The organism is Cupriavidus respiraculi, from assembly GCF_914271545.1.
Lineage (GTDB): Bacteria > Pseudomonadota > Gammaproteobacteria > Burkholderiales > Burkholderiaceae > Cupriavidus > Cupriavidus respiraculi.
In genome coordinates, this window is record NZ_CAJZAH010000004.1 from 1 (window position 1) to 12,669 (window position 12,669).

The window sequence follows — 12,669 nt, forward strand, 5'->3', positions numbered from 1 at the left end:
GTCGGCGTCACCGGTGAGCTCTATATCGGCGGCTTTGGGCTGGCGCGCGGCTATGTCTGCAAACCGGGACTCACCGCAGAGCGCTTCCTGCCCGACCCCTTCGCCACGGGTACCCGCATGTACCGCACCGGCGATCTGGTGCGCCGCGCCGCCGACGGCAATATCGAGTACGTCGGCCGTCTGGATCATCAGGTCAAGATCCGTGGCTATCGCATCGAGCCGGGCGAGATCGAGGCCCGCCTGCGGGCGCACCCGGCGGTGCGCGAGGCGGTCGTCGTGCCGCATGACGGGCCGGGTGGCAAGCAACTGGTGGCCTACGTGGTGCCCACCGATCCGCAAGACGATCCGGCCGCGGCGCTTCGTCGCCATCTGGAAGACTGCCTGCCGCCCTACATGGTGCCGGCGCAGTGCATCACGCTGGCACGCCTGCCGGTCACCGGCAATGGCAAGCTGGATCGCCGAGCGTTGCCCGAGCCCGTATGGGAGACGCAGGGCTACGTCGCGCCGCGCAACGACACCGAGACCCTGCTCGCGCAGGTCTGGCAGGACGTGCTCGGCGTTGAGAAAGTCGGCGTCACCGACAACTTCTTCGAACTCGGCGGCGATTCGATCCTGTCTATCCAGGCGGTCAGCCGCGCGCGGCGCGCCGGATTGCGCTTCACGCCCAAGGATCTGTTCCTGCATCAGACCGTGCAGGCGCTGGCCCAGGTCGCGACGGCGGTGCAGGCGGGACAAGCGCAGGAACGCCCCACCGGCGAGGTGCCGTTGCTGCCGGTGCAGCAGGAATTTTTCGACTCTCCCATCCCGAATCGCCATCACTGGAATCAGTCGGTGTTGCTGCGGCCCGTGGGACCCCTCGATACCGCTGCGCTGGACCGCGCCTTGCAAGCCATCGTGGCCCATCACGACGCGCTGCGCCTGTCCTTCACCCAGTCGAACGGCCAGTGGAAGCAGCACTATGCCGACACCGTCCCGGCCGATCTGCTGTGGCAGCAATCTGTCGCCAACACGGTCGAGCTGACCGACGCGTGCTCCCGCGCCCAGCAGAGCCTGCGCCTGGACAGCGGGCCGCTTCTGCGCGCGCTGCACCTGCGGCTGGCCGATGGCACCGAGCGCCTGTTCCTTGCCATCCACCACCTCGTGGTCGACGGCGTCTCCTGGCGCATCCTCCTTGAAGACCTGCAGGCCGCGTATCAAATGGCGGCACAAGGCCAGGCCGTCGTGCTGCCAGCTCGCACGACTTCCTATCAGGCATGGGCGAGAGAACTCTCTGCCTATGCCAATCGGGACGCGATGCAAGGCGAGGCGAGCTACTGGCTCTCCCTGCCCCAATCCGGCTCGCCCATTCCGGACGATGACGTCCAGCCGCTTGCGCGTGACGCCGCACAAGCCACCGTCCGGCTGGACCCGAGGCAGACTACGCAACTGCTGCAGCAGGCACATGCCACCTATCGCACCCGCATCAACGATCTCCTGTTGACCGCGGTGGCGCAGGCAGCCGGCGAATGGATGGGTCAGCCGCACGTTGCCGTGATGCTCGAGGGCCATGGCCGCGAGTCGCTGTTCGAGTCCCTCGATCTGTCCCGAACGGTCGGTTGGTTCACCTCGGTGTATCCGGTCGTCCTGCCCGTCTCGCATGACACCGGCCATGCCATCAGGCAGGTCAAGGAAGCCCTGCGGGCGGTGCCCGGCAATGGCATCGGCTTCGGCGTTCTCAAGCAATTCGGCGCGGAACCGGTGCGCGCCGCACTGGCGGCCATGCCGGCGGCGCGCATCACCTTCAACTATCTCGGCCAGTTCGACCAGGGCAGCGGCGACGATCCGCTGTTTGCGCTCGCCAGCGAACCGGGAGGCGCCAGCCGCGATGCCGCGGCACCGCTGGGCAACTGGATCACGATCAACGGCCAGGTCTTCGACGGCGAGCTCGTCCTCAATATCGGCTACAGCGCGCGGCAGTTCCGCCCCGCCACCATGGCGCGGCTGGCGCAAGCGCTGCAACGCCGGCTGGAAGCCGTCATCGAGCATTGCCTCGACGACAGCAACCAGAGCCTCACCCCATCGGATCTGGTGAATGTCAGCATCGACCAGAATGCGCTGGACGCCCTGCTCGACACCGTGTTGTAGACCGCCTCCCAAATGGAAACCATGAGTACTGTCACGGAACGACGCAAGCAGGACATCGAAAGCATCGCGGCGCTGACGGCGCTGCAGCAGGGCGTGCTCTTTCACGCGGTGGAGCGCGGCGAGCATGATCCTTACCACTATCAGCGGGTCTTCGAGATCCGCGGCGATCTGTCGGTCGACACATTCGAGCGCGCATGGCAGGCAGCGGTGGACCGCCACCAGGCGCTGCGTACCGACTACATCTGGGGCGAGAGCGATGTGCCGCTACAGGTCATCTACAAGCATCGCCCCGTGCGGTTCGAGCGTCTGGACTGGTGCGAGCGTCCCGCCTGCGAACAGCGCGAAGCGCTGGAGCAATGGCTCGACGAGCAGCGCAAGGCGGGCTTTCCGCTGCGCCGCGCCGCCGACCAGCGCCTTCGCCTGATCCGCGTCGGGCCCGTGCAATGGTGGCTCGCATGGAGCTTCCATCATGTTGCGATGGACGGGTGGAGCGTCGGGCTGGTCCTTAGCGACGTGCTGCAGGGATACCTGTCCCTGGAACGCGGCGAACCGCGCCGCTTGCCCGCGCCGCAGCCCTTCAGCGCCTATCTGCAGTGGCTCGGCCAGCGGGACCACGCGGCCTCACGTCGGTACTGGCGGCACGTGCTCGATGGTGTCGACGGATTGACCCCGCTGCCGATGGACGCCGCGCCACAGGGTCGAACGGGACATGCCGAGCAACGGCTGTCGTTCTCTCCGGCCGTCAGCCAGTCCTTGCGAGAACAGGCCAGGCACAGCGGGGTGACCGTAAACACGGTAGTGCAGGCGCTGTGGGCGTGGATGCTCGCCCGTCACGCGGGCAGCGAGGACGTGGTGTTCGGCACCACCGTGTCCGGGCGCTCGGGCGAGTTTCCCGGCATGGAAGGCATGGTCGGGCTGTTCATCAACACGCTGCCGCTTCGCGTTTGCCTGCACGCCCAGATGACGGTGCGCGAGGCCTGGCAGGCGATACAGCAGCGTGCGGTCGAGAACCAGCAGCACGAGCACATGCCCCTGCCGGAGATTCAACGCCTGGTACGAGCGGGCGAAGGCGGCGGCCTGTTCGAGAGCATCCTGGTATTCGAAAACTACCCGGTGGACGCCGCGCTCAGGCAGCGGCAGGAGGGCCTCGATATCCGCCTGCTGCCGCGCATCGCGGAAGAGGCACCAACCGATGCCGCAAGCGATGCCCGATCCACCAGCGGACGCAACAACTACCCGTTGAGCCTGATCGCGGTAATGGATCAATGCCTGCATCTGACGCTCGCCTATCGACGCGATCGCTTCGACGACGGTGCGATCGCGACGCTGCTCGGGCAACTGGAGCATGGCGTGACCCGGATGGTGGAAGACCCGGATCAACGCCTTGGCCGGCTGGGACTGCAAACGCTGGATGGCGAAGGGCGTATTGCCGGCGAGCCCGCGGGATCGGTGCCCGATGTTCTGGCGATGTGGAAACGCCATCTGGACGCGGGGCCGTCGGCCATCGCCCTGCAGGTGGGAGACGCCACGCTGACGCGGTTGCAGGTGGACCGGCTGGGGAATGCCGTGGCGCAGGCGCTGGTGGCGCGAGGCGTTGGCCTGGAGTCCACGGTCGGGCTGTGCGTGGAGCGCTCGTTCGCCTTTGCCATCGGTTGGCTCGGCATCCTGAAGGCCGGAGCGGCCTGCGTGCCGCTCGATCCGGGTCAGCCGGTGGAACGGCTGCGGCAATTGCTGGAGGATGCGGGGGCGACGGTTGTCGTCGGGGCGCTGGAAGGGGTCGATTCGATCGATCCGGACCGGTTGACGCCCGTGGAGGCGGCGCCGTCGATGGATGTGGTGCCCGAACAAGCCGCCTATCTGATCTACACCTCCGGCTCGACCGGCACACCGAAGGGTGTCGTCGTCAGCCACGGCGCACTTGCACACTATGTCAGCGGCGTGCTCCAACGACTGAACCTGCCTGCCGACGCCTCGATGGCCATGGTGTCCACCACGGCCGCCGACCTCGGGCACACCGTCTTGTTCGGCGCTCTGTACAGCGGTCGGACGCTCCACCTGCTGCCGCACGATCACGCGTTCGATCCCGACCGCTTCGCCGCCTACATGGCGCGTCATGGCGTCGGCGTCCTCAAGATCGTGCCCAGCCATCTGCGTGCCTTGCTTCAGGCACGCCAGCCAGCGGATGTGCTGCCGCGTGCGGCATTGATTCTTGGCGGTGAGGCGACCTCCGCCGATCTGGCGCAGACGATTCGCGACCTGCGGCCGGAGTGCCAGCTGTTCAACCACTATGGCCCCACCGAGACCACGGTCGGCGTGCTGACGCATCACGCGGTAGAACTCGAAGACGGCCCAGTGCCCACCGGCAAGCCGCTTCCCGGCTCGCACGTCTACGTGCTGGACGCCGATCTGAATCCCGTTCCCGCTGGCGTCGCGGGCGAGTTGTACATCGGTGGCCCGCAGGTGGCACGCGGCTATCTGAACAGGCCGGGACTCACAGCCGACCGCTTCCTGCCCGATCCCTTCGTGGCGGCCGCGCGCATGTACCGCACCGGTGACCGGGTCAAGGAAGACCGCCAAGGCCGCATCCACTATCTCGGCCGTGCCGACGAGCAGGTCAAGATTCGTGGCTACCGCGTGGAGCCCAACGAGATCGCGCACATGCTGCGCATACAAGCCGGGGTGGTCGATGCCGCCGTGCTAGTCCGCGATGAGAAGCTGGTCGCGTACTGCGTGCTGACGGACACCGACCCCGCCACGCTGAAGGCCGCGCTGAAAGCCCAACTCCCCGACCACATGGTCCCGGCGCAGATCGTGCCGATGGATCGCCTCCCGGTCACGGCCAACGGCAAGCTCGACCGGCGCGCACTTCCCGAGCCTGTATGGGAGACACAGGGCTACGTCGCCCCGCGCAACGACACCGAGACGCTGCTCGCGCAGGTCTGGCAAGACGTGCTCGGCGTCGAGAAGGTCGGCATCACCGACAACTTCTTCGAGCTGGGCGGCGATTCGATTCTCACGCTCAAGGTGATCGCCCGGCTCAAGAAGGCCGGCTGCAAGCTGGTGCCGAAGGAGCTGTTCGCACAACCGGTATTAGGCGAACTGGCGCAAACCCTCGCCGCCAAGTCGAGCGGCGATGTACTGGGAACGGAAGCGCGTACGGACCGTGCCGCCCCGCCGCCGCGCGCCGACCGCTCCGCGCCACTGCCCCTGTCCTGGGCGCAGGAACGGCTGTGGTTCCTGTGGCAATTGAACCCGCATAGCGCGAGCTACAACATTCCGCGTGCCGTACGGCTGACCGGCTCCCTCAACGGCAAGGCATTGCAGCAGACCTTCGACACGCTGGTGGCTCGCCATGAGAGCCTGCGCACGACGTTTCATCCCGCGGGCGGCGGCGCCCTGCAGCGCATCCACGCCGCTGCGCCGCTGAACATCGCCGTGACGGATCTTGCCAGCGTCGATGCCGCGAGCCGCGACGCAACGGTGCAGGCCCTCGTCGACGAGGAGGCGCAGGCGCCGTTCGATCTCGAGACCGGGCCGCTGGTGCGCGTCCGCCTGCTGCGGCTCGCTGTCGACGACCATATCCTGCTCGTCACCATCCACCATATCGTCTCGGACGGCTGGTCGATGAACCTTGTCGTCGATGAGTTCGCGCGGCTGTATGCGGGATTCGCGCAAGGTCGCGCGGTGCAGCTGCCCGAACTGCCCATCCAGTACGCCGACTATGCGGCGTGGCAGAAGCGCTGGCTGGAGGGCGGCGAGCTGGAGCGCCAGTTGCAGTACTGGAAGGCGCAGCTCGGCACCGATCCCGTGGTGCTCGAACTGCCGGTGGACAGGCCCCGTCCCGCGCTGCCATCGCACCGTGGCGGTGCCGTTCCGTTCTCGCTCGATGGCCCGCTCGCCGCCAGGCTGCGGGCACTCGCCCGGCGGGCCGACGCGACGGTCTTTACGGTGCTGTTGGCCGCGTTCCAGGCCCTGCTCTACCGCCATACGGGGCAGCGCGACCTGCGGGTGGGGGTGCCCGTGGCCAACCGTGGACGCGTCGAGACCGAAGGTGTCGTCGGCCTGTTCATCAACACGCAGGTATTGCGCACCGAGATCACCGGTAGCGAGTCCTTTGCCGCGTTGCTCGGGCGAGTCCGCGAGACCGTCCTGCATGCTCAGGCGAACCAGGACCTGCCCTTCGAGCGACTGGTGGAAGCCCTGCAGCCCGAGCGCAGTCTGTCGCACAACCCGCTGTTTCAGGTGATGGTCAACCATCAGCGCCGCGACCGCGGCGTCGCGCGACGGTTGCCGGGGCTCGAACTGGCGCCGGTCGAGCGCACCGTGCGCAGTACCAAGATGGATCTGTCGCTCGACACGCAGGAAGACGAAGACGACGGCACTATCGTCGGGGTGCTCGGCTATGCGGCCGACCTGTTCGATCACAGCCGGATCGAAGGCATGCTGCGCGACTACCTCGGCATTCTGGAATCCGTCTGCGAGCCGACCGGACCCGATACGCCGGTGGGATTGCTGGCGTTGCACGGGTCTGGACAGCGTCGCGGGATGTTCGGCGAGGCGGCGGCCGGCGCCGTCGATGTGCTCACGGCATGGAAGCGCAATCTCGCTGATGAGCCATCCGCCATCGCCCTGCAGGTGGGAGACGCCACGCTGACGCGGTTGCAGGTGGACCGGCTTGCAAATGCCGTGGCACAGGCACTGGCGGTGCGAGGCGTTGGCGTGGAGTCCACGGTGGGGCTGTGCGTGGAGCGCTCGTTCGCCTTTGCCATCGGCTGGCTTGGCATATTGAAGGTCGGTGCGACCTGCGTGCCGCTCGATCCGGGTCAGCCGGTGGAACGGCTGCGGCAATTGCTGGAGGATGCGGGGGCCACGGTTGTCGTCGGGGCGCTGGAAGGGGTCGATTCGATCGATCCGGACCGGTTGACGCCTGTTGAGGCGGCACCGTCGATGGATGTGGTGCCCGATCAAGCCGCCTATCTGATCTACACCTCCGGCTCGACCGGCACGCCCAAGGGTGTCGTCGTCAGCCACGGCGCACTTGCGTACTATGTCAGCGGCGTGCTTCAACGACTGAACCTGCCTGCCGACGCCTCGATGGCCATGGTCTCCACCACGGCCGCCGACCTGGGGCACACCGTCTTGTTCGGCGCTCTGTACAGCGGTCGGCCGCTCCACCTGCTGCCGCACGATCACGCGTTCGATCCTGACCGCTTCGCCGCCTACATGGCGCGTCATCGCGTGGGCGTCCTCAAGATCGTGCCCAGCCATCTGCGCGCCCTGCTCCAGGCCGGTAAGCCAGCGGATGTGCTGCCGCAGACAGCATTGATTCTTGGCGGTGAGGCAACCTCCGCCGATCTGGCGCAGACGATTCGTACGCTGAGGCCGGGTTGCCAGCTGTTCAACCACTATGGCCCCACCGAAACCACGGTCGGCGTGCTGACGCATCACGCCTACGAACTCGAAGACGGCCCAGTGCCGACCGGCAAGCCGCTTCCCGGCTCGCATGTCTACGTGTTGGACGCCGATCTAAACCCGGTGCCCGCTGGCGTCGCGGGCGAGTTGTACATCGGAGGCCCGCAGGTGGCACGCGGCTATCTGAACAGGCCGGGACTCACAGCCGACCGCTTCCTTCCCGATCCCTTCGTGGCAGGCGCGCGCATGTACCGCACCGGCGACCGCGTGAAGGAAGACCGGCAAGGCCGTATCCACTATCTCGGCCGTGCCGACGAGCAGGTCAAGATCCGTGGCTATCGCGTGGAGCCCGGCGAGATTGCGCACATGCTGCGCACACAAGCCGGGGTGGTCGACGCCGCCGTGCTAGTCCGCGATGAGAAGCTGGTCGCGTACTGCGTGCTGACGAACACCGACCCCGCCACGCTCAAGGCCGCGCTGAAAGCCCAACTCCCCGACCACATGGTCCCGGCGCAAATCGTGCCGATGGACCGCCTGCCGGTCACGCCTAACGGCAAGCTCGACCGCCGCGCACTGCCCGAGCCCGTATGGGAGACGCAAGGCTACGTGGCCCCGCGCAACGACACCGAAGCCCTGCTCGCGCAGGTCTGGCAGGACGTGCTCGGTGTCGAGAAGGTCGGCATCACCGACAACTTCTTCGACCTCGGCGGTCATTCGCTGCTCTGCCTCCAGGTCCTCTCGCGGGTCCGGGCGGCGTCCGCTGGCGGCCTCGCACTCGAACTGCGCCACCTGATGCAGTATCCGACCGTCGCAGGCTTGGCGGCGGCGATGGAAGGCCGCATCGGCGCGCGGCACGAGGCCCTGCCGCTGAACCGACGTTCCGACACACTGCCCGCGCTGTTCTGCGTGCATGCCTCGTTCGGCAACGTGTTCGACTACACGCCGCTGGCGCGGGCGCTGGACGGCAGCTGCACGGTCTACGGACTGCCTTGCCCTGCGCCCGACGCCTTCGCCTCGCTGGAAGCGTTGGCGCACCTGCATGTGAAGGCGGTGCGCGCGGTGCAGCCCGGGGGGCCGTACCGGCTGCTGGGCTGGTCGCTCGGCGGCGCGCTGGCGGCGCGCATGGCGGCGATACTCGAGGATGCGGGCGAGACGGTCGCCTTTCTCGGACTGGTCGATACCTTCGTGCCGAAGCCTGCCGGCACCACGGTCCGGCAGCGTGGCTCGATCGAAGAGCTGCGCGAGTATCTGTTGCAGGCCCTGCCCGGGCTGGATGCGGCCGGCTTTGCGCGGGAGATGGAACTGGCGCAGGCGGACTTGCAGGGCAGCGCGCTCGTCGAACGCCTGATTCGCCGCGCATTTGCCCTGGCGGGTTCGGAAAAGCAAGCCGGTGGGCCGGACGAGCTTTCGCGCATGTTCGCCACCGCGCAACGCCTGCGCTCGCTCGGTGGCGACTTCGTGCTGCAGCCGGTGCAGGCGGCTCCCGCGTGCTGGTGGACGGCGGATCGCGATGCCGCCGACACTGCGCGGCTGCACCGGATGCTGGAGCGCGAACCGGCCTACGACGCCCGGCTCGCGGCGAGCCACCTGGGCATCGTACGGGCGGAAGCGTTCATCGACGCGGTGCGGGGTCTGCTGAGCGCGACGCCGGCGCTGGGCTAGGCTCGCGCGGGGCCGCTGAGGCGGCCCTGCCCGTGCGCACCGGCAGCATCGCGTACCAGAGGCCGATGGCAGTCATGCCGCCCAGGGCGAGCCACGAGATCCAGTCCCACAGCCCATCGGCGAACAGCGCGGCGGCAAGCCCAACACAGCCGGCCACCGCCAGCAGCAGCGGCATGCCGTAGATCCACATAAGGGTGCCGGGCGTTTTCATCGTGAGACTCCGGTGGAGGCAACCGTCGGTGCGGTACGGCCTTCGGCGCCGTCCTGCGCTTCGGCTTCCAGCTTGCGCAGGCGCGCGTTGGCGGTCCGCGTGCGGCCGAACCACAGGTAGATGCCGCTGCCGAGCAGCACGATCGTGATGATGTCGAGCACCGCCCACAGCACCTTCAGCGGCATCGCGCCGTAGTCCCCGAAATGCAGCGGGCCGGAGATGCGCAGCGCGGCGACGTACCAGGGCATCTCGCGCTTGGTGGCGAACTGGCCGGTCTCGGCGTCGACGAGCACGGGCTTGATGAGCCGCGAGGTGATATGGGCGTCGCCGCGCATGAAGACCGCGTAATGGCGAGGGCCGGCCAGCGGCGTGCCGGGATAGGCGACGAAGGCCGTCGTCATGTCGGGCTCCTCCGCCTGCGCCACGCGCAGCGCGCCGTCCAGCGAGGTGAGCCGGCGAGGCTCGCCCTGGCCGGCGAAGGGCGCGACCATTGCCTTCAGCTCGGTGTTCTGCCAGACGCTGTAGGTTGGCTTTGCCAGCGTGAGCAGCACGCCAGTAATGCCGACGACGGCAGCCCAGGACAGGGTCGCCATGCCCAGCACGTTATGCAGGTCCAGCCATTTGAGCCGGGTGGAGCGGTCGCGCCGCACGGTTCCGAACGGCAACTTCTTCATCAGCGGACCGTAGACCACGATGCCCGACACCACCGAGATCACGAACAGCAGACCCATGAACCCGAGAAACAGCGAGCCGGCCAGCCCGGCGAACAGGTCGGTATGCAGCTTGACCATGATCAGCATGAAGCCGGACCGCAGCGGCGTATCGCGCAGCAGGTCTCCCGTGCGGGCGTCATAGGTCAGCAGGGCGCCGCCCTGCCGGGGCGACTCGCGCGAGGACAGCGACACGAACCACACGGGCTCCTCGTCGTCGGCGGTCACGAAGCGCACCGCGGTGCCCGGGCGCCGCGCCAGGGCATCGGCCACGATGCCGTCCACCGGCACGTGCGCCGTGTCGGCCGGCATCTCCGGGGCTTCCACGCCATTGCCGAACCAGTGGTCGATCTCGTGCCCGAAGACCAGCGGCAAGCCAGTGAGGCACAGCAGCAGCAAAAACACGGTGCAGATCAGGCTGGTCCATTTATGGACCAGATACCAGATGCGGAAGGTGCGGATATGCATGTCTGCGGGCGTCCCGGGAAGCCGTGGCGGTCCGTCGTGTTGAGAATGATTCGTAATTCTATAGATGAGCGCCCCGCGCGCCTAGCCTTGTCGCGCCGGCCGCCGGCGGGCTGGCAAGAGGTAAATTTCGGCGCGCGTGCCGCGTCTTTCCTGCATCGGTCCGGCCTGGGGGTCGGCCTTGACCCAACCAGCCAGCCACGGAGAGACCATGTCCACAATAACCATCGGCGGCCCGGCCGCTACGTTCAGCGGCTTCCGCTCGTTCGAGGTGCGCGGCGAAGGCCGCCTCGTATCGGCATGGGAGGCGGGACGGCTGTCCGTGCGCGGCGGCGATGCCGAGGTGGCCGCGTTTGAGGCGGAACCCGCCGATACCCCGGCGCTGCGGCTGGCAAGCACGACCGTTCGCGGCGCCGCGCTCGCCGACGCCACGACCGCCGCGCTCGAAGCCCTGACGACCATGTGGGGGTCAGGCAGCCTCGATGTCTCGCTCGAAGATGCGGATGGCGAGGCGGTGCTGCGCCAGCGCGGCCTGTTGCTGGACAGCGAAGCCACGCACGCGGGCCGCGGCGGCCGCTGCCACGCGGACCTGCTGTGGCAATACGCGCCACTGTGGCTGCGCCATGCCGGCCCGGCTTATCCGCTGCGATACGCGATGACCGGCGAGAAACGCCATCCAATGCGCCCGCCCAAGCCGGAGGGCCTCGTCTACGCGCGCTATATCCCCTGGCTGCAGCGCACCATGACGCTGCACGCGGCAACCATCCGGCAGGACCTGCCGAGCCTGCATCGCTGGATGAACGACCCCGACGTGGCGTTCTTCTGGCAGGAGGAAGGTGACGAGGAAAAGCATCGCCGCTATCTGCAAGGGCTGATCGACGACCCGCACATGCTGCCGCTGGTGGCGAGCTTCGACGGCGAGCCGTTCGGCTACTTCGAGGTGTACTGGGCGAAAGAGAACCGCATCGCACCGTTCTACGACGCGCACGATCACGACCGCGGCTGGCATGTGCTGATCGGCGAGCCGGCCTTCCGCGGCAAGGCGTTCCTCACCGCATGGTTCCCGGCCATCCAGCACTTCCAGTTTCTGGACGATCCGCGCACGCAGCGCATCGTCGGCGAGCCGCGGGCCGACCATCACCGCCAGATCGCCAATCTCGACAGGGCGGGATTCTCCAAGGTCAAGGAATTCGACTTCCCGCACAAGCGCGCCATGCTGGTGATGCTGCTGCGCGAACGGTTCTTCGGCGAGGGGTTGTATCTGCCGAGGCGAGAGGGCTGAAGCCGGCTGCGATGGCCAGCGGTCGCATCACCGTCGGGCGGCCGGCTCTCCCGCCGGCGCGAAAGCGCCCGGGGGCGACGACGACCGCCCGCCATCCGCCCCGCCTCCGCACCCCCCCGGCTACCGCCGCGCCGGCACCCTCCAGACCCTTCCTCCGCCGATCACATAGACGTGCTCGCCCACCGAGGACGCCACCGGTGCATGTCCGGTGAACGCCCCGAACGCGGGCAGGATCGCGCCATGCTCGCCGAACACGAAGCAAGGCAGGCGCAGCGAGTCGGACCCGCGCCGCAGCGTATACGCCGGATGCAGGTGCCCGGCCAGCACGTAGCCCACCGGCGAGGCCCCCGGCATGTGCCGCAGCGCGAACGGCCCCGCGCGCAGCGGTTCCGCGACGACCTCGATGCCAAGCGACGGCGGCGGATCGCCCGCCCGCGCGTCGTGGTTGCCGCGCACCAGCGTGCAGCGCATGCCCACCGGCAGGCTGGCGCGCCATTCTCCCAACGCGGCCAGCACGGACGGCGTGCGGCTCGCGCGCGCATGCAGGAAGTCGCCGAGAAACACCAGATCGCTCGCCGGATAGCGCGCGGCCAGCGAGGCCAGCCGGGCGAGGTTGTCGGTGGTGGTGCCCGACGGCACCGGCTGCCCCAGCGCGCGGAACGCGGCGGCCTTGCCGAAATGCACGTCGGCCACCAGCAGCATCGAGGCGGCCGGCCACCAGACGGCGCGCTCCGGCAGCAGCCACAGCGTTTCGCCGGCGGCCGACACGACGACATGCGATGGCGGCGGATGGGCGTCCATGA

At 68.2% G+C, this 12,669-nt stretch carries 6 protein-coding genes; 3 read left to right on the forward strand and 3 right to left on the reverse strand.

The annotated features are described in order from the left end of the window. Both LDO27_RS18040 and LDO27_RS18045 read left to right on the forward strand, forming a co-directional pair. On the forward strand, positions 1–2,124 hold a 2,124-nt coding region (locus LDO27_RS18040), incomplete at its 5' end, for a condensation domain-containing protein (protein ID WP_224043182.1). Positions 2,125–2,145: 21 nt separating this feature from the next. Beyond that, the gene (locus LDO27_RS18045) at positions 2,146–9,198 is read left to right on the forward strand and encodes an amino acid adenylation domain-containing protein (RefSeq protein WP_224043184.1); all 7,053 of its coding nucleotides are present in this window, start codon (positions 2,146–2,148) and stop codon (positions 9,196–9,198) included. Here LDO27_RS18045 and LDO27_RS18050 read toward each other — a convergent pair. Both LDO27_RS18050 and LDO27_RS18055 read right to left on the reverse strand, forming a co-directional pair. After that, on the reverse strand, positions 9,149–9,409 hold the full coding sequence (locus LDO27_RS18050) for a hypothetical protein (RefSeq protein WP_224043186.1): 261 nt from the start codon (positions 9,407–9,409) through the stop codon (positions 9,149–9,151). The genes LDO27_RS18045 and LDO27_RS18050 overlap by 50 nt on opposite strands. Then, positions 9,406–10,587 (reverse strand): PepSY-associated TM helix domain-containing protein, encoded by a 1,182-nt coding sequence (locus tag LDO27_RS18055; RefSeq protein WP_224043188.1) that lies wholly within the window; start codon positions 10,585–10,587, stop codon positions 9,406–9,408. The genes LDO27_RS18050 and LDO27_RS18055 overlap by 4 nt, the downstream gene beginning before the upstream one ends. A gap of 208 nt (positions 10,588–10,795) precedes the next feature. On the opposite strand from LDO27_RS18055, the gene LDO27_RS18060 reads away from it, so the two are divergent. Next, positions 10,796–11,866, forward strand: a complete 1,071-nt coding sequence (locus tag LDO27_RS18060) for a GNAT family N-acetyltransferase (protein ID WP_224043190.1) — start codon at positions 10,796–10,798, stop codon at positions 11,864–11,866. 120 nt (positions 11,867–11,986) lie between these two features. Here the strand turns inward: LDO27_RS18060 and pdeM are convergent, their stop codons facing one another. Then, positions 11,987–12,667, reverse strand: coding sequence for a ligase-associated DNA damage response endonuclease PdeM (gene pdeM / locus LDO27_RS18065; protein WP_224043191.1), 681 nt, complete (start codon positions 12,665–12,667; stop codon positions 11,987–11,989). Positions 12,668–12,669: the final 2 nt, after the last annotated feature.

Bases quoted from the DNA above. Each gene is read 5' to 3' on its own strand.
- LDO27_RS18045 (WP_224043184.1), top strand. From the start codon at position 2,146: ATGAGTACTGTCACGGAACGACGCAAGCAGGACATCGAAAGCATCGCG.
- LDO27_RS18050 (WP_224043186.1), bottom strand. From the start codon at position 9,409: ATGAAAACGCCCGGCACCCTTATGTGGATCTACGGCATGCCGCTGCTG.
- LDO27_RS18055 (WP_224043188.1), bottom strand. From the start codon at position 10,587: ATGCATATCCGCACCTTCCGCATCTGGTATCTGGTCCATAAATGGACC.
- LDO27_RS18060 (WP_224043190.1), top strand. From the start codon at position 10,796: ATGTCCACAATAACCATCGGCGGCCCGGCCGCTACGTTCAGCGGCTTC.
- pdeM (WP_224043191.1), bottom strand. From the start codon at position 12,667: ATGGACGCCCATCCGCCGCCATCGCATGTCGTCGTGTCGGCCGCCGGC.